At 49.4% G+C, this 21,764-nt stretch carries 21 protein-coding genes; 8 read left to right on the top strand and 13 right to left on the bottom strand.

Annotation, left to right across the window (positions count from 1 at the left end; all coding sequences use genetic code 11):
• Positions 1 to 62: 62 nt before the first annotated feature.
• Positions 63 to 1,031 (top strand): LacI family DNA-binding transcriptional regulator, encoded by a 969-nt coding sequence (locus tag M8Q36_RS25010; RefSeq protein ID WP_249882944.1) that lies wholly within the window; start codon positions 63 to 65, stop codon positions 1,029 to 1,031.
• Positions 1,032 to 1,053: 22 nt separating this feature from the next.
• Here M8Q36_RS25010 and M8Q36_RS25500 read toward each other — a convergent pair whose 3' ends face one another.
• The 6 genes from M8Q36_RS25500 to M8Q36_RS25035 all read right to left on the bottom strand — a co-directional run bounded on the left by M8Q36_RS25500 (position 1,054) and on the right by M8Q36_RS25035 (position 9,281).
• Positions 1,054 to 1,188 (bottom strand): hypothetical protein, encoded by a 135-nt coding sequence (locus tag M8Q36_RS25500; RefSeq protein WP_283946139.1) that lies wholly within the window; start codon positions 1,186 to 1,188, stop codon positions 1,054 to 1,056.
• A gap of 127 nt (positions 1,189 to 1,315) precedes the next feature.
• Complete coding sequence (locus M8Q36_RS25015; RefSeq protein WP_249882945.1) at positions 1,316 to 2,416, bottom strand: DUF8606 domain-containing protein; 1,101 nt, start codon at positions 2,414 to 2,416, stop codon at positions 1,316 to 1,318.
• A gap of 10 nt (positions 2,417 to 2,426) precedes the next feature.
• Positions 2,427 to 4,169, bottom strand: coding sequence for a restriction endonuclease subunit S (locus M8Q36_RS25020; RefSeq protein WP_249882946.1), 1,743 nt, complete (start codon positions 4,167 to 4,169; stop codon positions 2,427 to 2,429).
• On the bottom strand, positions 4,169 to 5,641 hold the full coding sequence (locus tag M8Q36_RS25025; RefSeq protein WP_249882947.1) for an N-6 DNA methylase: 1,473 nt from the start codon (positions 5,639 to 5,641) through the stop codon (positions 4,169 to 4,171). The genes M8Q36_RS25020 and M8Q36_RS25025 overlap by 1 nt, the downstream gene beginning before the upstream one ends.
• Positions 5,642 to 5,712: 71 nt before the next feature.
• Positions 5,713 to 8,154 carry an EcoAI/FtnUII family type I restriction enzme subunit R gene (gene hsdR, locus M8Q36_RS25030; RefSeq protein WP_249882948.1) on the bottom strand — a complete coding sequence of 814 codons (2,442 nt, stop codon included), beginning with the start codon at positions 8,152 to 8,154 and terminating at the stop codon, positions 5,713 to 5,715.
• 347 nt (positions 8,155 to 8,501) lie between these two features.
• A complete protein-coding gene (locus M8Q36_RS25035) occupies positions 8,502 to 9,281 on the bottom strand; it encodes a hypothetical protein (protein ID WP_249882949.1) in 780 nt (259 codons plus the stop codon).
• Between the two features lie 443 nt (positions 9,282 to 9,724).
• Between M8Q36_RS25035 and M8Q36_RS25040 the strand changes: the two genes are divergently transcribed.
• Together M8Q36_RS25040 and M8Q36_RS25045 are read left to right on the top strand one after the other, a co-directional pair.
• Positions 9,725 to 10,060: a hypothetical protein gene (locus M8Q36_RS25040; RefSeq protein WP_249882950.1), complete on the top strand. Its 336-nt coding sequence runs from the start codon at positions 9,725 to 9,727 to the stop codon at positions 10,058 to 10,060.
• Entirely contained in the window at positions 10,048 to 10,695 is a 648-nt protein-coding gene (locus M8Q36_RS25045; RefSeq protein ID WP_249882951.1) for a hypothetical protein, read from the top strand. The genes M8Q36_RS25040 and M8Q36_RS25045 overlap by 13 nt, the downstream gene beginning before the upstream one ends.
• Positions 10,696 to 11,023: 328 nt before the next feature.
• Here M8Q36_RS25045 and M8Q36_RS25050 read toward each other — a convergent pair whose 3' ends face one another.
• Positions 11,024 to 11,527 carry a hypothetical protein gene (locus tag M8Q36_RS25050; RefSeq protein WP_249882952.1) on the bottom strand — a complete coding sequence of 168 codons (504 nt, stop codon included), beginning with the start codon at positions 11,525 to 11,527 and terminating at the stop codon, positions 11,024 to 11,026.
• 661 nt (positions 11,528 to 12,188) lie between these two features.
• On the opposite strand from M8Q36_RS25050, the gene M8Q36_RS25055 reads away from it, so the two are divergent.
• Positions 12,189 to 13,145 (top strand): sensor domain-containing diguanylate cyclase, encoded by a 957-nt coding sequence (locus M8Q36_RS25055; RefSeq protein WP_249882953.1) that lies wholly within the window; start codon positions 12,189 to 12,191, stop codon positions 13,143 to 13,145.
• A gap of 539 nt (positions 13,146 to 13,684) precedes the next feature.
• Complete coding sequence (locus M8Q36_RS25060; RefSeq protein ID WP_249882954.1) at positions 13,685 to 14,641, top strand: hypothetical protein; 957 nt, start codon at positions 13,685 to 13,687, stop codon at positions 14,639 to 14,641.
• Between the two features lie 209 nt (positions 14,642 to 14,850).
• Here M8Q36_RS25060 and M8Q36_RS25065 read toward each other — a convergent pair whose 3' ends face one another.
• From M8Q36_RS25065 to M8Q36_RS25090, 6 genes are all read right to left on the bottom strand, one after another.
• On the bottom strand, positions 14,851 to 15,453 hold the full coding sequence (locus tag M8Q36_RS25065; RefSeq protein ID WP_249882955.1) for a site-specific integrase: 603 nt from the start codon (positions 15,451 to 15,453) through the stop codon (positions 14,851 to 14,853).
• 186 nt (positions 15,454 to 15,639) lie between these two features.
• Positions 15,640 to 16,845, bottom strand: coding sequence for an MFS transporter (locus tag M8Q36_RS25070; protein ID WP_249882956.1), 1,206 nt, complete (start codon positions 16,843 to 16,845; stop codon positions 15,640 to 15,642).
• A gap of 4 nt (positions 16,846 to 16,849) precedes the next feature.
• Positions 16,850 to 17,878 carry a zinc-binding dehydrogenase gene (locus M8Q36_RS25075; RefSeq protein WP_249882957.1) on the bottom strand — a complete coding sequence of 343 codons (1,029 nt, stop codon included), beginning with the start codon at positions 17,876 to 17,878 and terminating at the stop codon, positions 16,850 to 16,852.
• A gap of 26 nt (positions 17,879 to 17,904) precedes the next feature.
• On the bottom strand, positions 17,905 to 18,423 hold the full coding sequence (locus M8Q36_RS25080) for a carboxymuconolactone decarboxylase family protein (protein ID WP_249882958.1): 519 nt from the start codon (positions 18,421 to 18,423) through the stop codon (positions 17,905 to 17,907).
• A 37-nt stretch (positions 18,424 to 18,460) separates the two neighbouring features.
• Entirely contained in the window at positions 18,461 to 18,943 is a 483-nt protein-coding gene (locus M8Q36_RS25085; RefSeq protein ID WP_249882959.1) for an OsmC family protein, read from the bottom strand.
• Positions 18,944 to 18,988: 45 nt separating this feature from the next.
• Entirely contained in the window at positions 18,989 to 19,765 is a 777-nt protein-coding gene (locus tag M8Q36_RS25090) for an SDR family NAD(P)-dependent oxidoreductase (RefSeq protein WP_249882960.1), read from the bottom strand.
• Positions 19,766 to 19,941: 176 nt separating this feature from the next.
• Between M8Q36_RS25090 and M8Q36_RS25095 the strand changes: the two genes are divergently transcribed.
• The 3 genes from M8Q36_RS25095 to M8Q36_RS25105 all read left to right on the top strand — a co-directional run bounded on the left by M8Q36_RS25095 (position 19,942) and on the right by M8Q36_RS25105 (position 21,735).
• Positions 19,942 to 20,856: a LysR substrate-binding domain-containing protein gene (locus tag M8Q36_RS25095; protein ID WP_249882961.1), complete on the top strand. Its 915-nt coding sequence runs from the start codon at positions 19,942 to 19,944 to the stop codon at positions 20,854 to 20,856.
• 217 nt (positions 20,857 to 21,073) lie between these two features.
• On the top strand, positions 21,074 to 21,355 hold the full coding sequence (locus tag M8Q36_RS25100) for a hypothetical protein (protein ID WP_249882962.1): 282 nt from the start codon (positions 21,074 to 21,076) through the stop codon (positions 21,353 to 21,355).
• Positions 21,356 to 21,390: 35 nt separating this feature from the next.
• Positions 21,391 to 21,735: a carboxymuconolactone decarboxylase family protein gene (locus tag M8Q36_RS25105; protein WP_007712977.1), complete on the top strand. Its 345-nt coding sequence runs from the start codon at positions 21,391 to 21,393 to the stop codon at positions 21,733 to 21,735.
• The last annotated feature ends 29 nt before the right edge of the window (positions 21,736 to 21,764 follow it).

Raw genomic sequence — 21,764 nt, forward strand, 5'->3', positions numbered from 1 at the left:
GTGACTAATACCTGTCTGCATTTATGGTATTATTGGGAGAAAATCGCTATTCAGAAAACACCATGCCTACGATTGATGATGTTGCCAAGCTAGCCAATGTTTCCCGTGCCACGGTTTCGCGCGTACTGACCGGCACACGCGGTGTGCGCGACGATAGCCGTGAAGCCGTGTTAAAAGCCGTCGAAGTGCTCGATTACCGCCCCAGCTTTGCGGCGCAAACACTCGCCAGCAACACATCAAGCTATATCGGTATGGTGTTGCCTGCTCATGAAGCCAGTTTCAGCGCAACGCTGCTGCCTCGGCTGTCGCTGGCCGTGAAGTCACTCAATAAATCACTGCTTATTCAGTATGTTAATGACGCTGTTGAGCAAAAAACGGCGATCCAGAATCTGCAGCACCAGTGTGCTGCGGTCGTCACTTTAGGTAACATCAGCAGCGAGATGTCCAGCAACGTCATCGCGTTTGATGAGTTCTCAACCAAAGGGAACCTGGGGCTGGGTTATAACTATGCTTTTGCCACCGAAAGCGCTTGCCGTTACGTACTGGGCAAAGGTCACCGCAATATTGCGTTACTGGTGGATAATGAAGATGACACCGCCAGTAAGCAAATGCTGGAAGGATACCGCAGCGTATTGCAAAATTACTCTCTGCCCTTTAATCGCCAGTTACTGGTCATGGCGAACAGCGATATTGAGCAAGCGTTGTTGAAACTTATCAATAGCTTTACTAATTACACCGCCATCATCGCCAAGCGAGACAGTTACGCGGCAGAGGCCATGCGCTTATTGCGTGAATTTAATATTGCCGTACCTCAGGAAGTATCTATCATCAGCCTGGAAGACTCACCTCTTGCCTCGTTGCTTTATCCACCGTTAACCTGTATCGCCTACCCTGTCGACGAATTGCTGGAACGCTGCATACAACGCATCCGCGCGCTGATCGATGGGCATGCGCAGTTTATCAACGAAAATAAATCCGTGACCGGCCGACTGGTTGCCAGAGCTTCAGTGGCCAATATTAATAATTCTTAGTAATGATGTAAGCACACCCGTGTCAGTTCCACGCGTTTTTTGCGATTTCCGGCGTTTCCGTCATCAGCCGGTACTCTACCGGCGTCAGGGTTAGCGCGATAAACAGCTGCTTCAGGGTAAAAACAATCAACGCTTCGATGAAGGGTGATTTTTTCACCGCCTCCCCCTCCGTTCAGGGGAATAAGTATCATGCCGAAACTATGTTGCTGAGTGACGCAGGGTTTCGGATCAGGATCATGAGATACTAAGTTCATGTAACACGGGAAAAAACCATTCCCACAACATTACAAGTCCTCATTCCACTTTTCGAAATAGAGCTTTAATTTTTCCACGGTATGACGCCATTTCGGCGTTGTAGGTTTGCAGACCGTATTTTGATTACCAAAGAATCCGACCTCGTTCACCGCTTCTTGCTCACTACGGGTTTCCAGCCACTTCACAGGGACAAAATACTCGGACTTATCGGGGTCATCCGCGTTCCGGTGATAGAGCTCGCTGTACTTGAGCAAATCCATCGCCCGCTTTTCGCCGTCGTCAGTGTTGATGGTGAAGCTACTGGCAGGCTCAACGGCGCTCTGTACAATACCGACGCCGACGTAACCCGTTGCCGGAATTTTCACCCAGACGCGGTTGCCAGGCTGAAGCTGTTTTAAGGTCTGGCTGTACCAGCTCCCGCCACCCGCGCTGATAAACCCGTAGCGGCGCGCCTCTTCCCAGACGCGACTGTTTGAATCGCCAAACGAGACATAAAACTCACCGTTCCAGGGTTCCTTCGCATTGGCACTTGTGGCGGTGGCCTGTGCGGCATTGGTTTGCGTTTCGCTCGGGTCGATAAGCCAGGCGCGGCTTAAGAACTGTTCATCACCGTGCTGGAACACTTTAAAGAACAGCACGTTAATCGAGATGCCGTTCTTGCTCAGGTAGTCGACGATGCGCTCGGTGGAGGGATCCAGCTCAGCTGCAACAATAATGATTTGATGTGACTGGTTGAGCGACTCTTCTTCCAGCTCGGCATTAAAGCGTTGCTTAAATGCCTCCCCTAGGTTTCCGTCACCAGAGAATTTTTCATAAATCTGCGACAGACGATCGGCGGTCAAGTCATCTACCCATGAGGCGTAATCCAGTGCTTGTGCAACTACTTCACGCGGCGTGCGGTCGCGTTTTAGCTCAATCAGGATCAGCGAGGCATCCGGCGCTATAGCCAGCAGATCGATACGCCCTTTATCGAGCGTATTTTCCTGATGCCCGATGATCATCCACTGATCGGAGAGAATAGTGGGGTCATTTAAAATCATCTTCTCCAGCAGTTGCTCGCTGGCGAGTTTACTGATAGTTAGCGGCTGGGGTTTCTCCCCTATCCGCCAGATAGCATGATGAACCGGCATAGTCTGTTCCTTAGTTTAATGCAGCATCGGTGAGCGCATCCGCCAAGTTGAGCTGGGTTTGCTGGGCGGATTGGAGGCGAGATTTGAGATGATCACAGAAGGTGAATAACTCTTTGACAGTTTTAACGATTAAATATTGCTCGTCTAAAGGAGGAACAACGACTGGGATTTCTTTCAGCTTTGAGGCTTTAATACCCAGAGCAGTCATACCTGTTGCATTAGCAACAAGCTGATTTTGGAAAGGACTGGACATAAATTGCAAAAGCATAAAGGGAGAGATTTGTTCTATATGCCACTGCAAACAAATAGCTCTCTGTGCTAATGCAAATTTATCTTCTATATCTATGATTGCTGCATTTCCTAAAGGTGCTTCTGTTGTGAAAAGCAAATCACCCTTCTTAGGGAAACCTCGAGTCATCCACTCTACATAGTCATTTTCAGATATAAATTCTTCTGGTTGCAAATCAATATATCCATTCCTGATGTTTTTAGCTGTAATGAGACGGACGCCAGTATTTATTTTATTTGGTGTTTTCCCTCGATAGTCAATGAACTTAGCAATATTTCCGAGCCTTATCCACCCCCAACTTTCAGGTATGTTCAGATAAGCATCATTAGAATTAATAACATAGCTCGCAGAGGTTTTTAAGTTTGAGCTAGCAACTAATCGACTTTTTTCCTGCTCAATACGTTTTAGCAGCTCAGATGCCGGTTCATCGTTAGGATCTTGCGGCACCAGTTTACCCATGACCGCCAGTTGCAAAATAGTTTGTTTAAGCGCATCGATACTCGCTTCGGTGGTAAACAATGTGTCGAAATGCTGGTTAATTCGCGCCCAGTTTTCGGCGAGTTCTTCGGCATTTTGGCTATCGGTCAGCGTTGACAGCAGGGTTTCTACCAGCTGCTGGTGCGCGTCCAGACTGGTCAGAGATTGCTGTTCCAGTTGGTCGCAGAGGGACATAAGTTCATCAACTTTGGAGATCACTTTATGCTGTTCATTAATAGGTGCTATTGGTAATATTATTGCCTTCAAAGTATTACCATTTACATTTGGCTGCCCCGTACCGGACGTTCCATCGTAAAGTTGCTTCCAATATAGCTGACTGCCTAAAAATACTTTTGTAAACCCAGCCTTCATAGGACTTAGATATTTCAATCTTATTAAATAGGATGCAAATACTGAAGAAACATTGATATTCTCAACCAAATATGATTTTCCTACAGTCCCACCTGTACGAGCAATAACAATATCATTGTTATTTAACTTATATTGCTCAACCATTTTTTCACTGATGTCGCAACCGGGAACCGTTCCCCAATTAACTTTATCATCTTGAATGTCTGTTATTCTCAGTAACTTTACTTCTTTAGTTTCATCCGCAGAAGCTGTGTATCCATAATGAATATCAGCCATAATATCGATGAGCCTTACCCACTCCCACCCCGCCGGCAATCCAAACGGCTTCTCATCCTCGCTAATCTCCGGCAGCGGCTTCTGCTTTTTAATTTTACCCTGCTTAACCAGCTCCACTTTCTCTGCGGCAATACGCTTTAACAGTTCAGACGCCGGTTCATCATTCGGGTCCTGTGGCACTAGTTTACCGCGCACCGCCAGCTCCAGAATCAGCTCGCGCAATTTCTTAATGCCATAGAGGTCGATTTTACCGTTACTGCCACGCCCGGCGGTGGAGCGGGTTTGCAGTGAAGAGGACCAGATATCGATATGGTCGGTGATCAGCTTCTCAACGGTCATCAGTTGGCCCCCTTGTTACCTGCCAGAGCTGCGCCAAGAATATCGCGCAACTGGTTACGAAGCTCGCTGATTTCCGCCTGCTGTTTCTGGTACTGCGCCAGCAGTTCATCCGGGTCGTGGCTGATGGTTTCCCCCTGGTAGGGGTTCTTGATATCGAGGTTGAAGTTGCGGGCAATGATGTCGCCGATGCTGACTTTCCACGCCTGGTTGTTCTCTTCGCGGCTGGCAAAACCGTCGGCTTCACTGCCCCACCAGTCGATTTCAGTCTGGAACTCTTCATACTTCATCGGTTTGGTTTTACTGTAGTTCTTCACGCCGTCCGGGTACGGATGCTCGTAGAACCACACCTCTTTGGTTGGCTGACCTTTGGTGAAGAACAGAATATTGGTTTTGATGCCGGTGTACGGGTTAAACACACCGTTCGGTAACCGCACGATAGTGTGCAGATTGCACTCTTCGGTGAGCAGCTTTTTAATTTTGGTTTTGACACCTTCACCAAACAGCGTGCCGTCCGGCAACACTACTGCCGCACGCCCCTTATCTGCCAGCACTTCGATAATCAGTTGCAGGAACAAGTCAGCGGTTTCACGGGTCTGCATTTCTGCCGGGAAGTTCTTCTCAATCCCGTCTTCTTCAGTGCCGCCAAAAGGTGGGTTGGTAACAATCACATCGACCTGCTGATCCCAGGAAGAGAGCGGTTTATTCAGCGTGTTGTCATGGCGGATTTGCACCGGCACTTCAATACCGTGCAGCAGCATGTTGGTGGTACACAACAGATGCGGAAGTTGCTTCTTCTCTACGCCGTAGATCTGCTGTTGCAGGGTTTTATGGTCTTCAGTGGTTTTGACGTAATGCTCTTTCACATGGTCGAACGCGCAGGCGAGGAAGCCGCCGGTACCACACGCCGGGTCCATAATCGACTCGCCCAGTTTCGGATCAATACGGTTGACCATAAAGCGCGTCACCGCACGCGGGGTATAGAACTCACCCGCATTCCCGGCGCTTTGCAGGTCGCGCAGGATCTGTTCGTAGATATCACCAAACAGATGGCGTTCCTGGCTGCTGCTGAAGTCGATTTCATTGAGCTTGTTGATCACCTGGCGCAGCAACGTACCGTTTTTCATGTAGTTGTAGGCATCACTGAACGCCTGTTTGACCACAAAACCACGCGGGTTTTTATCGATCGGCGCGGTGAGATTTTTCAGGGTCGGGAACAGGTCGTCATTCACAAATTCCAGCAACGCATCACCAGTGATGCCCTCGCTGTTCGCCGCCCAGCTACGCCATAAGTAGCGCTGCGGGATCGGAAACTGGTAGTCATCCTGTTCCAGTTCGAGCTCTTCTTCCTGGGTATCAAAAATCTTCAAAAACAGTAGCCATGAAAGCTGCCCCAGACGCTGGGCATCGCCGTCCACACCGGCGTCTTTACGCATAATGTCCTGAAGGGATTTAATGACTGAGCTAATCGACATGTTTTCTTTCCATACTTAAAAAAGGATGCCACCGGCAGCAAGGCAGCCAGTGGCAATGTATTTATCCGTTATCAGGCTGAGCGCGGCGGTAGCTGGTAGATTTCGTTTTCCAGTTCGTTGACGGCCTGCTCATATGCCTTCTTGTCACCAAAGCGCGTTTTGATGATCTCTATCGGACGGCCGAGCGTATCGAACGGTTTCAGTTTTAGCACCTGCACGTCTTCAATTTCCTGCACGCCTTCATCGGCGTATTTATCCAGCAGGGTATTGAGCACCTGCTGCGCCGGTTCGGCGTATTTCGTAAAATAGTTACGCTTACGCACATTCGCCGCGCGCTCCTGACGCGTCAACGGCGGCTGACCGTACACCACATGACAGAGCAAATCAAACGGGTCGAGATCTTTGCCGACCTCTTCGGCCAGCACGTCCCAAAGAATCCCAAGTTGCTCCAGTTCTTCGATGATGACCTGTTTGCGTGGCGCACTCTGCCATTTGCGCACGAAGCTATCTAGCGAGGCGTAATCACTGTCTTTGAGCATCGTTTTGCGGGTGTAATCCTGGAAAGATTCGGTCACCAGTTTGCCGTCAGAATCGTAATACTGAACGCGCCTGGCCAGCACTTTTACGTCCACACCATTCACATAGAATTTGCGGACTTTGTTTTCATCATCGTCATGGAATTCACCGCTGCCGGAATGCTTGTCACGATTGACCTGGTAATCAGCGGCATCTTCCCGCGCTTCACGAACATCACTATCGCCGTCATCCGCGTTATTTTCCGCATCCAGCTGTTCATTGAAGTCTGAATCTTTGTCAGAAATATCATTGGGTTTAACCACCAGCACTTTTTCCGGCAAACCGTCAAAGCGTGGGTCGGCAAACAACTCAGTCGCTTTTTTGAAGTCGAGAATGGTGAACCACAGCTTGCCGTGCTTTTCGTTGATACGCGTGCCGCGCCCGATGATCTGTTTAAATTTGGTCATCGACTGGATGTTTTGATCCAGTACCACCAGTTTGCAGGTCTGGGCATCGACGCCGGTGGTCATCAGTTCTGACGTTGTCGCGATAACAGGGTAAGCTTTTTTAGGGTTAATAAAGTTATCCAGTTGCGCCTTGCCGATATCATCGTCGCCGGTGATTTTCATCACGTATTTTTCGTTCTTCAACACCTGTTCAGGGTTAAGTACTACCAGCGCATGACGCATTCGGTCGGCGTGATCGATGTCGTTACAGAAAACGATGGTTTTATCCATCGGATTGGTGCGTTTCAGGTAATCGGTGATGGTCTGCGCCACCAGCATGGTGCGCTCATCAATCACCAGCGTGCGATCAAAATCTTTCAGGTTGTAGATACGGTCTTCAATTTCTTCACCGTATTTATCGAGCTGGCCTTTAATGGGGCGCCAGCCCTGCACGTCAACGTCGATATCAACGCGTACGACTTTGTAAGGCGCGAGGAAACCGTCTTCAATGCCCTCTTTCAGCGAATAGGTGTAAACCGGCTCACCGAAGTAGTCGATATTAGATACGTCTTCCGTTTCTTTTGGCGTGGCCGTCAGGCCGATCTGAGTGGCGCTACCAAAGTATTCCAGAATCTCTCGCCAGGCTGAATCTTCGGAGGCGCTGCCACGGTGGCATTCATCAATCACAATCAGGTCAAAGAAATCCGGGGCAACCTGTTTATAGGCTTTTTGATGCTCCTCCGGCCCGGTAATGGCCTGGTACAGCGCCAGATGCACCTCATAAGCCGGATCGATAGTGCGTCCGGTGACTTTGCTCATTGCCGCGCCAAAAGGCTGGAAATCATTGTTTTTAGTTTGATCAACAAGAATATTGCGGTCCGCGAGGAAGAGGATGCGTTTTTTGTTTTTAGCTTTCCACAGCCGCCAGATTATCTGAAAAGCGGTATAGGTTTTTCCTGTGCCGGTGGCCATAACCAGCAGAATGCGATTCTTTCCAGCCGATACGGCATCTACCGTTCGGTTGATCGCCTGCATCTGATAGTAACGGGGAGATTTCCCGCTGCCGTCGTCGAAATAGTCCTGGCTGATAACCGGCAACTGCGCCTGAGTGAATCCTTTCCAGACACAGTATTTTTGCCAGAGCTGTTCAGGTGTCGGGAAGTCGCTGAGGGCAATTTCGGATTCGAGCTGCTGCGGATTGGTTTTATCATGGAAGACGAACCCATCGCCGTTGGAGGCAAACACAAAGGGAACATCGAGCAGGCTAGCGTAGTCCAGTCCCTGCTGCATCCCTTTGCTGATGGCGTGCTTGTTAGCCTTGGCTTCGATAACTGCCAATGGCAAGTTAGGCTTGTGATACAGAACGATATCGGCAGACTTTACTTTGATACGTGAGGCCAGTTTTCCACGGACAACAATTTTGCCATCACGCAGTTTCACTTCCTGACGAATCTGAGCCAAATCATCCCAGCCAGCCTCCTTAACCGCAGGAAGGATAAATTTACTGATAATATCCGTTTCAGTCAGGTGCGTTTTGTTCACGCCAGCCATAGCAGAGCACTCCATGATATTGGGTTAGCTCTGATTTTACACAGATTAGTGTGTCAGGTAATGACCTGAAACGATGTTTATGGTAGCCAGTGACAAGATCCTTGTAACCGCACTATTTCTTCGGGGACTTTTAGCTGTAGGGTTTCTTTTTCTGCGAGAGCATAGTAGGAGGCTCCGCCAGGTCCCCACGGTTTTTCCCGTTATTCTCGGGTCGGTGGTTGCTGAGTGCGTCAAAAGTACCCACCAGCGAGCGACGCCGTTCTGGCGCATCAGTTATCTGCTCTTTTTTCTTTCTGTTTATCATTTGCGGGCGCAATGCCGGTGCGTCCGGGACTGAATTTAGCTGGTTACTTCCGCAGCACAAACAATTCGCCAATACCGGGTCCTTCCTGAAACAAACGGTTATGAACTTCTGTTAGCAGGCCATAGGTTTCATCAAATGAGCGACGTGCTTCAGCTACGCGTTCGCCGCTCGTTGCCAACGTTTGCTTAGCTTTTTGCAGACTGGCCTCGTGATCACGTGTTTTAAAGGCTCCATATAGTTTTTGAGCCTTTTTATATTGTTCATGAAGTGGAAAGTCCTCCCTGAGGCGTTTTTCCAGACGTTTCGCTGCAGCAAGTAGCTCACGAAATTTTTGCTCCAGACCGGACAGTTCTGCCTGGTATTTCTCTGAACCTTTGAGCCCGTAAGTAGCAAGCCTCCCCTGCTGAAGTCTGATGCTGTCAGGTATCTTGTCCAGGTTACTCAAAATGGTATCAAGACGAGTAAACTCTGCCTGAGGATTTCCACGTGCCTGTCGACCCTGATGTAGTTCGTTGCTGAAATGATCAATACGACAGAGACAATCGTGCAGACTCTCCCACTTATCGAGGGGCAGCAAAATCTCATTCACCAATGTGATTGCTTCCTTGTACCCCTCCTGAGTGGTAAGTTGAGGTAGCCATTTGCGCGCTGTAAGAAACGCCCCGACAGCTGCAGCGGCCATAACAGCATTGAACAGCATCGACAGCCATGCAGCGACATCGCTGTTCTTTACCGCCTGTCCGGATACGGTTGCCAGCATTATTCCCATAAAACCTACCACAGCCACTACATGCAGGCAGCGCTCCCATTTACTCAGTTTCATTGAATTCCTTTCCCGCTTCATTTCCGAGCCCCGGTAAAATTGATTTTATTATTCCTGCCGTCTTCACGCCCGCTTGTTTGAAGTTCCCACAAGGAAACAAAGGCTTTACAGGAAAACTCCTGCGAGGTTCTACCGGGATCGACACATATTCATGTAAGATAGAACGCACCATACAGAGATCCCCGAACAGACATCGCAAGCCGGTCAATTTCATGACTATGCTGTGGTACAAAATTGTTGTACGGGGCGTTGCTTCCACCCTTGTTACATCGCGTGTCTCTTCTCACCGCCCGCAGTACACCGCTTTACGGCTAAATCCTGAGCAAAAAAGTTGCAAAATAGTGTACTATTATTATCATGCTAATACCGACAACCGCTTGCAGCGCAAGAAATTTCGGTATCACAATGAATATTAAAGATTACGTTGAACACTGGAGGTGAATATGATTACACATACTCGATTCACTATCGCTGATAGCTATGCTCTTCTGGGCAGCTTGTGCGTACCCGGCGTTCAGGGTAAATTTGAAGTTCGCTCTTTCACGGATCGTGTAAAGCGCCCTCGTCTTATTGTCGTGCATGAGAACTGGCATAAGGCTGCTCGCCGCGAGCGCATTGCACCATTAGTTGTGGTGCAATTTGAAGCTGATGGCCGTAAAAATTGTATTGAGCAGACAGACAAAACCCCATTTAAAGATGTTGATTTGGCTGACCTTAGCCGCCGTGCAGTAGAATTTTTTCATAGGAATGAGCACGGCACACTGGCATGTCACCACTAGTTATTGACGCGCACGACAAGAATCTTATCTGGCCTGATGATCTCGATGAATTTAGCCAGCACTATCATAAGTTAGCTAATATCATAGATGATGATTATTCTGAACACGAAGTTATCTTAGAGGATGACAGCAGTGATCAGGCTCGCCTTTATCTGCGCCATGTAGAAAGCAATGTAGTATCCGCCAATTTCTTGCTTGAATTTAGTCTGACAGCTCCAGACGGTTTCCCTGGACGTATTCCACAGGTTACCAGCGCATTTGTTAACGTAGACTACCGCGCAGCAAAACTCTCCCAACATGTCTATCGTATGGTCATGAAGCATTATGGTGCTGTGATTAGCGATACGCATCAGACCCCAGGCGGAATGTTTATTTGGTTGCTTATGGCGGAAGATGATTCCGTGCAGCTCAACATCATGCAGGTTCATGGTGATTGTCTTGAATGCCGGTTGGTTGATGGTGAACCAGAAGCATATACTGGCGAGATTGATGCACTGGAACAAGCTGGCGACACTATTTGGGGCGATCCAAATGAAGTTGTATCTTCCGCCACACTGGAGCGCCTTGGCTTCAGGCCTGCGCATCAAAATATGCAGCACATCGTTCTGGCTGCACGTCCCCTGCAACAACCCTAACTGTCCAGCACATACATCTTCTGCACTGGTCAAATCTTCCTTAATAGATTTCGCCATCGATAATGACAATCCTGTAAAAGCTAACCGGACCGTGTGTCAGCTCTCCACTATCAGGAGCGTTGTTGAAATAGCCTCCATCTATTCGCTTTCGAATTCATCGTCTTTCATGATCATGACCATCCCCTGTGTAGTCCAGATATATACATAGCAATAAACCAGCGGTTACACGCCTGAGTTTAAGTTATTATTTTCAATTTCCCTTATTGCAACAGTAACACCACGCGATCAGGCCAGTTTCAGAAAAACGAGGGGAGGAAATTCTCTGTAACTACTTCATTTCTTTCGCGCAAAACACCGCGCTCACATTGCAACTGACATGGCCCAGTTGATCGGCGACACCACTCCCGGTGTGGCAATACAGAGGGATCGTGTAGCCTCGTTGCGTTATTTTTCCGTCATCATCTTCATCAATGACCTTCATAACCGGAGCGCCGATTGACCAGCCCTTTGCTCCGCCTTCGGTACCAGAGCCCATAACGTATAACCCATTGGGTACATCCCCGTCGTTCGCAACAGCTCCTGCACTTCCCCCGGCCCATCTCCCACCACGCATTCTGTAGCTTTTATCCAATCTGAAATTACGGGGAAACATAATCAGAAAAGGCGGCATCGCAGTTACTTTCGCCTCGTGTCCCGGTTCAGCATTTGCCTCTTTATATGCAGTGCCTATGTAGGTCAAACCTTGAGGGCAAGAAGGAGCCGGAGCCGCAGAGCAGTGTTGCGCAGTGAATATAATACTGGCCGTAATAAGGGAAAATATGGCGGGTTTCATAGACTCTCCGATATGCATATGCCTTGTATTAAAAAGATATGCATGCCGGATAGTGGGTTCATTCATACAGAAGCATGATATTCAGCTGTGTCTGGCGGTTATGAAAATATCCAGTGTTCAAATAGGTTCCAGGAAGAACTGAAGTACGCCATCATAATGAAATGAGTTCTGCAACACTGGCCGTAAAAGCGGGAAAACCAGGCAACGCCGGTAATACCTCTGCACCATAATCAACTTACAAACCGCCACCTAATCCTGAAAAGCAGTGCTGCTCCGGGTTAGAGGCCTGGTACCGCGTTTATATCTTAAAGTATGTTGTAACTAAAATGATGTTGCAGTAAATTCATTGCGGGAAGCACAGCATCAAAATGCCCTGACAACCGCTCATTGAATCGCCACGGGTTAAACAGGCACCCCATCCCCGCCAACCCGACGTTTTGTCTGCGATTCAGTGATGTTTAACTTTCTACTAAAAGAGGGGGTTGTGAGCTGAAAGGCAGCGACAGGTGAAAAGCAGGCGGGATCACAAGTCGTGAGCCGCGTAGCAAACAGGCTGTCCATTATCGTTTGAACTATATTGTTCTAATGACGTGGAAGGCTCAGCCAGTCTGGATGCAGTCAACGTAGCTGACATAAAGCAAGTATATCTCTGCGAGGCCGTATGAAATTTCCAGGAATCCCCGAAAATGAAGAAGAACGATTAAAGTCTCTCCATCTGGCAGACCTGCTTGATACAGGTGCCGATGAACGTTTTGATCGTTTAACTCGCCTTGCAAAAAAGGTCTTCCAGGTGCCTGTCGTACTAATAAGCCTCCTTGATCGCGAGCGCCAATGGTTGCTTGCATGTGAGGGGCTGGGTATTAAGGAAACGCCCCGTAACATCTCCTTTTGTGGTCATGCCATTTTGCAGGAAGGCCCCTTTATTGTTAACGACGCAGCTAATGATGAACGCTTCCATGATAACCCTCTGGTGACGGGTGAGCCTTACATCAGATTCTATGCAGGCTACCCGGTACATCTGCCTGATGGACAGGTAGCAGGTACGCTTTGTCTGATCAATACCACCCCCCGTGGCTTTAACGACGATGATATTGCTTCACTCAAGGATTTAGCCTTTATTCTGGAAGATGAATTCAGGGTGATTGGAATGGCCATGACAGATAGCCTGACAGGTATCTCTAATCGTCGTGGCTTTTACAGGACGGGGGAAAAACGATTCCGCAGCCTTACTAAAGATAATGCGGCATTTAGCCTTATCTTTATTGATCTGGATAGATTCAAACCTATCAACGATCTCTGGGGGCACGCTGAAGGTGATGAAGTGTTAAAAGTATTCTCAGCGCTGTTGCACCAACATCTTGGTGCCGGAGATATCGTAGGACGTCTTGGTGGGGATGAATTTGCCGTTCTCGCTACGCAGCAGGCTCATGCTGATGCTTTCCTGAACAATCTTCGAAAGAGTGTGGATGAGTACAACAAAAAATCGGGTAAGCCGTACAACATTAATTATTCCTTTGGAATGTTGCATAGTGACGCGCGTCGTTACCAGTCGCTGGGGGAGATGCTTAAAGAGAGCGACGAGGTGATGTACTCCGCAAAGCGTCGTAAGAGGATATAAGCGCACATCTTTCACAACTTGTCCTCATGCGTTCAGTAACAGGTGAGCGGACAGATATACCGCTCGTTCCTTCATCGCTCCCCCCTTCTCTCTGCATGTTTGTTCCTATACGAAGCCCACATCACCATCATCTGGACAGCGGATAATTCGGGGGTAAATACGCCGCCGAACATTTTGCTTATCTCCGTCGCGTGCCTGGGGCTCAACTGAGCTAACAACCGGTAACAACGCTGTCACCGTCCGGGTCTTCGGGCATGATTTACTGGCTGCGCACTGCTCGCCCAGTCAAAAATTAATCAACTCAATATGGTCCGCTATGAGCGAGAAGCGGATGTATTACTCCAACTTGTTGTTCGTTACGCTTTTTTCATCAACTTTTATTAGCTATCTTAATGATACTTTTCTGATTCTGATGAAGTGAGATTTCGACCGTGCCTTATAAACTAAACAAACTACTTAGCAGAATATTCTTTAAATTGATTTTGCTTTGTTTGGCCCTAGCATTCATTAACATGATTTCATTTAAAAGCATGAAATTTATGACCATAATACAACCAGTATTCATAACTTTAGCTGTTATCTGGATGTCAGTTCCGTTAGCAATATCTGCTGCAATTTTATATCCAAGAGCTTGCAAACATTTCAAGATGAAAAGTTGGCGTTTGGTAGTGGAAATAAGGAGGTACTATAACCTCACACCAATTAATAGATTTGTTTTATATGTTGGCTCTTTAGCATTTATGGTTTCTTTCCTCAGCCAGTTTTTATTCGGTGGCGATTCTTTCTTCCTAACCGGATTTGCTTTTGTGGTAATGAGTGTTTCCTTTGCAATTGACATCTATAATCGCTGCATCTACATCTTTAAAAAAATATGGTCAGGATTATTAGGGAAGACCATAATCGCGTTGTTAGCAGCACTGTCATTTGTCATTACTAATTATTTATCTCGACGCTGGATTTATATCACTACAGATCTCGACCCTAAATTCTTCAGTGATTTTACTAATATAGTTAGCATTTTCTTCACGCCGCTTGCTTATCTAATCCTTGTAGGGATTTTTTCACTGGTAATTGTCATTCCCGAACTTATTGGAATAGCTTTAATGTCTTTGCTCACTCCCATTAAGGAAAATTTACTAAGAAATAAATTCAAAAATCTGGCGAGCTTATCAGTAAGAATGAGGACAGGAAAGCGAATTGAAAGGCTCACTTCATCCGAACTGGTCTTATTAAACTCTAGGGTTCTATTTTTTAGAGTTTTTTCATCACCTATTTTCGTATGTCTCATTTTTTATACGTTCTCATGGACAAGCAGCATCACGGGATCCTTTTGGGATACAACCGCAAGGTTAGGTTTAGTTAATTATTATTATCATGCCGAAGGAAAAAGTCCAATATCTAATATGAAGTATTATAACTATGATGGGGAAAAGTTTTCCACAGCCATATTTAATGGAACTCGATGGGAGTTTTTCACTTTCAATAAGAAAAAATAACGCATCAATCGCAATTACTGTTAAAATAAAATCTTATTGGATTGAGCGAGCATATTCTATGAAACCAACCATTCATGGAGTTCCAACATGCCTAAGGATAAGATCTTCCAAGTATTATTACTCGCTCCCTATGCTCCCCGTTGATGACCACTCATAGTGTTTGTAATGTCCGTTTCTGGCACAGGGCTGCCGTTGCAGCCCTGACAACCCTAGACTTCAATCGATTCAGAGATCTCTAACGCATCATCTACTTCAATACCCAGATAACGGACTGTGCTTTCCAGTTTCTTATGGCCCAACAGAAGTTGGATCACCCGAAGATTTTTGGTTTTCTTGTAGATCAGGTAAGGTTTTGTTCTTCTCATGGAATGTGTGCTGTAAAGTGAATCTTCGAGACCAAGCTTTTCTACCCACCCATGAAAGATTCGGTTGTATTGTCGGGTTGATATGTGCTGGTTAGTTCCGACCCGAGACCGGAACAAGAAGTCTTTACTGTGCAAATTGCCAAGCTTTATCAATGCAGCAACAGCTTCTCTTGTCCCTTTGGTTATCTCAAACTGTACAGGGCTACCGGTTTTCTGTTGCAACACCGTAGCTCTGCTTGAAACCGAGCTACCATATACAACATCAGATACTTTGAGGCTCACCAGATCGCAGCCTCGTAGCTTACTGTCTAAGGCCATATTGAACAGAGCTAAATCACGCGTTTTACCTTCCAGTTCAAGCCGGATTCGAATCCCCCAGATATGAGATATCTGAAGTGGTCTTTTTTGGCCTATGATACGGTCTTTATTCCACGGTGACGTGTTCATACTCAAATCTCCTGCAATGTGGGAGATTTGAGTATGGTTGTCCCTTATGAGCGAAGAACGGACATTAATGAGATCATGGAACCAGTGAGCATCGACAAATATGCCCAAAATCATGCTCGTTGATTTTGGGCTTTAGATATTTTTCACATCAACATAACCCGCTTCCAGGCCGTAGGTAAAATAGCGTCAGAAGCTCAATTTATCCTGCTTCTTTGCCTGCAACTCCTTAACAATACCTAAAAAGGCAAGACCGACGGGAACAAGAGACCCCCACAGGACGGTGTTCCAGCCGTAGAGATTGAGCAGGGCTCCTGAAGAAAAAGACCCTACAATCATCACCCCAAACACGACAAAATCGTTCAGGGACTGGACCTGGGTTTTCTCTTCGGGGCGGTGATATTCAATGATCTTCGCCGATGCGCCTGTGAAGCCAAAATTCCAGCCAACACCCAGTAAAATCAGCGACAACCAGTAGTGAAAAATATCAGTTCCACCGAGTCCGGCCAGCACTGAGCATGCAGTGATAAGCAGACCCGCAGCGGCGATACGCATGGCCCCAAAGCGGTTAATTAATTTACCGGTGAAAAAACCGGGACCGTACATGGCAATAACATGCCACTGGATACCGAGATTGGACGCCTGCTGAGAAATGCCGTGCATGTGCATCGAGAGTGGTGCTGCCGTCATCAGGAAATTCATCACCATATAGGTTACCGCACCGCTGAATACGGTTCTGGAAAATCCAGGCTGTCGAACAATTTCGCGCAAAGGTCGTCCACCCGTTTTTACCGCGCTGTCAGGTTCTGTGGTTTTCACGCCTTTGAGTATGAATGCCGAAATAACGGCCACGAGCGCCTGGGCGATGAAGGTGACGGCGAAGGTATGAGGAGGCCAAAGGTGCATCGTTCCGGAAACCAGCATAGGACCAACAACGCCAGCTATCACTCCGCCTCCCATTACCAGCGACAGGGCCCGGGCCCGGCGTTCGGGCGTAACGCCGTCCGTTGCGGCAAAACGAAAGCTGAGCGCGACCGCCGCATAGGCACCGCCCAGAAAAGCAGCAATGCAGAATAACAGGAATGAGCCTACGACGACGGCCAGGGCAGCAGTCAGGCCGGTAATAACCCCTGCGCCGGTGCCGACCATAAAGGCGGCTTTCCGGCCTTCTTTTCGCGCCAGTGAACCTAACGGCAGAATACAGGCTGCCATCCCCAGAACAAACATGGTGATGGGCAGCGTGGCCAGCGAATTGGCTGGCGCAATATCGTTACCGACAATTGCCCCTGTGGCATAAAAAACCACTGAGTTAGCGCCGGCGAGAGCCTGTGCGGCCGACAGGCGGATGATATTGTTTTTCTGGTCTGCAACGGGCAGGAAATGTTCTGCGGACATGTGATTAATTATCCTGATTCATGGTGAGCACTATCCGGTATCGCGCCAGACCATGCTTCAGTCTGCTGAGCGCCTCATTTGCCCTTTCAAATGGCAGTAGCTCTGTAACAGGCAAAGCCTGAAAGAGGTGGCTGAACTGCAGCGCGCGCTCGGTTTGCGTCGGTGTGCTGACGAAAGATCCTGTCAGGGTACGTTCAGCTCCGATCATCATACCGGGCATCACCTGTAGCGGCGTTTGTCCGGTACCCAGCAGGATCGCTTTTCCCCGGGGTGCCAGGGCGGACAGGAGGGCTGAAACCGTTTCTGAAGCCGGTGCTGTTGCCACAATAAAATCCACACCGCCGTCATTTTTCAGACGTTCTGATGCGTTTTCATCAAGCGTATTAATGTAGTGATGCGCACCCAGCTCATAGGCGGCTCGTTCTTTTTCGTTACCCCGCGCAATCACCGTCACCTCAAACCCCATTTTACGGGCGTACTGAACGGCCATGTGGCCAAGGCCACCCACTCCGAGAACCGCCACTCTGTCGCCCGCCCTTGCGCCTGAATTACGCAGCGCGTTGAAGGTTGCGGTACCGGCGCAAAGGATCGGCGCGGCATGTACGGAAGAGAGCGCGGAGGGGATGGCTATCAGCGCGGTGTGCCGCATGACGATGTACTCTGCGTAGCCGCCATCACAGCTGAGTCCAGGCGTAAGCTGGTTTTCACAAAGATGAAAAAGCCCGCTGCGGCAGGGGTTGCAGTGCTGACAGTACCCCCCCAGACGTCCGACGCCTACCCGCTGACCGGTTTGCCAGATATCGGGTACCCTGTTCCCCTTCCGGGCAATAAACCCGACAATTTCATGTCCTGGTATACGACCGGGCTGGCCCGCCTGCGGTGCTTTTTCCGCGTCCCGGAGATCGGCACCGCATACGCCGCATGCTTCAATTTTGATAAGCACCTCATCCGGGCCGGGAGCGGGTACCGGCCGCTCGGTCATTTCCAGCACCCCGGGAGCAACGATCTGCATAGCGCGATATTTTGTATTCATAAATTGCACCGGAAAAATTAGGGGTATCAGATGGCAAGGGCGACGAGAAAACGGGATACCATGTTATAGGCGGCGACAGTGGCAACCTCTTCCACGGTCTCTTTTTCACCTAGCAGGCTTTTCAGCGCCCCGATGACGTTCTCCTCAACCACGACGTTCCGGGTGGACTGGTCCGTAAGATGTATCAGCAACGTTTCGGTGTCATTAAAGGCGAGCGGCGCGGAGGATAACCGCAGGGCTTCTGCTTTTTCAGCCGTTCCGCCTGCATCCAGATAGGCAGGGTAGTGCACGTTCCATTCGAATTCTGCGTTATTCAGCCAGGCAACGCGCAGCATGATCAGTTCCCGGTATTCAAGGCTGAGCGAAAATTCCTGACGTACCCGTACCAGCAGTTCATTCCAGCCCGTGGCCAGGGGGGCACTCTTCAGTAATACCCGGTCAATTCCTATCAGTTTTCCGCCGGGCCGACGGGCCTTTATTGCGTTGAGAAGATCGTCGTCAACGGGCTCTTCATCCTGCCAGGGGGTTACTCTTGGTGTGGTCATATCATTTTTTCCTGTTGAACAGAACAATCCAGCCGCGTCAGCTCAGTATTAAGTCACCTTCGATCAGCATATTCTGGGCCAGTAACCACCGGTTCAGGGAGGAGTCAATCGCCCGCTGATGGATCCCTTCAAACTGATGCACCGTGCCGCCACCGCTGACATGGATGACATACACAAGCCTGCCGGAAGCATCCTCTGCAGGTCTGTCACCGGAGGCCGGTATACCCTTCGGAAGGTGCACGTCGGTGTGTATTTCAAGATGCGTAAGGGCGATACCTTTAACTCTGGCTTCCTGAATAAAGGCGGCCATCATGCAGGCATTAAATGCAGCAAGCATCAGCTCCTGGGGATCAGGAGCCAGCCCTTCGCCACCCAGCAAAACCGGTTCATCGGAATCGATAACATGACTTTGCAGGGCAGGCGGAGCGTTGTCTGCGAAAAAGGACTGGCAGAGCGTCCGGCTGGCCATGCCCCCCTGCCACGAGGTGACAAGGTCATAATGCGCGGTCTGGATTTGCATAATTACTCCAGTGCCGCACGCGGGTAAGCGCGTGCGGCATGGTCATCAGGCGTTACGGCCAGCCATCACGCCACCATCGATATCCCAGATAGCGCCGGTGACCCAGCCAGTCTTGTTAGAAAGCAGGAAAGCAACGGTTTCCGCGATATCGACCGGGGTACCCACGCGACCGATCGGGTGGAAGCTGTCAAAGCCGCTCATCACGTCCTTCACGTTCTCTTTCGGAATGAAGCCTTCGTAAATTGGCGTGTGAACAACGGCCGGAGACACCGCATTCACGCGGATCCCTTTTTCACCCAGCTCAATGGCCAGGTTTTTGGTCAGCGCGTGCAGACCCGCTTTTGCCATGGAGTAAGCTGAAGACGGAGTGGCACCGATGGCCTGCTGTGCCCACATGGAACCGATATTAACGATGGAGCCTTTAATGCCGGCTTCGACCATATTGCGCACCACGTCACGGGTAATAAAGAACGTCGCGCGGTTAATGCTCATGTACATGTCATAGTCTGACGCTTCATGTTCGGTGAACGGTTTCGGGAAAAATACGCCAGCCGCATTGACCAGCAGGCTGATATCTTTGTGTTCGGCATTAATGGTATTCACCACGTGCTGCATACCTTCTTCTTTCATCAGGTCGGCAACGATGATGGAAATCTGACCGTCTGCAGCCAGCGCCTGGCGGGCCTGCTCGGCTTTGTCCTGACGATTGCCAACAAGCACAACACTGCCGCCGTTTTTCAGAACCAGCTTCGCTGTTTCGAAGCCCATACCGCTTGTACCGCCGACCACTAATAGTTTTTTACCGGCAAAAGATGCGTTCATCGCTAACCTCTTTAAATTCATATGGTTGTCATAGATGAAAAGCCGTGCTCCTCATCGTGTGAAATCAGAATGCCACCCGGCCCCCTGATTGACGACTGAGAAGAAATTGCGACCCAGGAAAGAAAATCTTTCTCGCTGGCGTATACTGAGGAAAATAATGAATCAGGATGACCACAATGCGATCGCTAAACCGACTTAAATGGCTGCATGCTTTTGAAGCCACCGCCAGGCATGGCAGCTTTACCGGCGCGGCACAGGAGCTGGGCGTTACGCCCGCTGCTGTCGGCCAGCTGGTACGTTCGCTGGAAGACTGGGTCGGACACCCGCTTCTTCACCGCACCCGCTCAGGAAAAGAGCGGCTGACGCTGGTTGACGAAGCGCAGGAGGCGCTACAGGACATCACGCAGGGGCTCGACAAACTGGAAACCGGATTAAACAAGCTTCGTGGTCGCCGGTCGCGCTCGGTGGTGGTGGTGACGGCATCGCAGGTACTGATGATGAACTGGCTGATGGATCGCCTGAACCGGTTTTCGGAAACGCACGAAAATATCGATCTGCGGCTTAACGTCACGGAAAAGCTGATGGACGTGTCGCATGGCGAGGCGGATATCGGTATTCGCTGCGGACAGGGCGACTGGCCCGGCGTGAATAAAACCTGGATGATGGATGAGGAAGCGGTGCTGGTCTGCAGTCCCCACCTGGTGCCGTCCGGGAAAATGGCCTGCAGTGAATGGCTCGCCACACAAAAACTCATTCACGATGACACGCCCCATCCCGGGGCAAATTTTCCGTCATGGAATGATGTCCTGATGGCGGTCGGTGCACCCGACGCGCTGGAAAACGGGCTGCATATTAATTCCACCTCGGCGGTGATCCTGTCGGCCCTGAGCGGCAGGGGTGTGGCTATTGTCCGCTACGCTCTGGTGAAAAAACTTATCGAAACCGGACAACTGGCCCAGCTGCATCCCGACCACCGTTGGCCGCTCAAGTGGTCCTATTATCTGGTCACCCCGCAGCAAAAAGTCATGCGTGATGAAGTAAAAGTTTTCCATGACTGGCTTCTTCAGGATGTCGTTTCAGACCGCTCATAAACTGCCTCATCAGGCATCACGCTGTCCCGGCAATCAGTCCAGCCGCGTAATGCTTTATTCCCTGCCAAACCACGACATAGAATTTCTTCTCTGCTCCGCAAGATTATCTGATTTGTTGAAGCTGTCTGGCTTTCTGATAATCGCCCTCAACGAAAGGTAATACAGACCGGGTTTGTCACCGGGCGTGTTACCTCAACCCTGAGCGAAGGAGAGAACGATGGCTTATCTGCAAATCACCCTGGATATCAGTAATGAAAACCGTGCGGCAGCCGCGGGGGTATACCAGAAATACAAAAAACCGTTTATGACCACCATCGAGGGTGCCATCTCTAAAGAGCTGCTTGTCCGTGACGAGGACGTTCAGGTGCTGCACGGCTTTAAGACTGTGGCGCAGGCGCAGGCATACCTTAGCAGTGCGTTGTTCACGCAGGATGTCGTTGCAGGATTAAAACCCTATTTAAACAGCGCGCCTGACGTACGTATTTTCGACGTCATGTAATGATTTTTCTGAGACAAAAATAACCGGAGTTTTCAATGTTCTTAAACTGGAATGAATATCGCAGCGGCCTGCTCGCCACCATCGGCAAATTTGCCAAACTGCAGCCAGAGTTTATGAAAGGCTTTCAGCAGATGGATAAAGGGGCGTCAGAAAACAAGCACCTCGATCCCAAAACCCATGAACTGATTGCACTGGCCGTGGCCGTCACCACCCGCTGTGACGGTTGCCTGGCCGTTCATGTGGACGCTGCGGTCAAGCACGGTGCCACGCGCGAAGAGATCGCCGAAGCGCTGGCCGTTGCCATTAACCTGAACACTGGCGCAGCGCTGACGTATACCGCGCGTGCTCTGGATGTTTACGATAATCTGCCGAACAAATAGGCCTGCAGACGGCCCCCTGCGGGGCCGTC

Origin of the sequence: Kosakonia sp. R1.Fl (assembly GCF_023516815.1) — a bacterium.
Lineage (GTDB): Bacteria > Pseudomonadota > Gammaproteobacteria > Enterobacterales > Enterobacteriaceae > Kosakonia.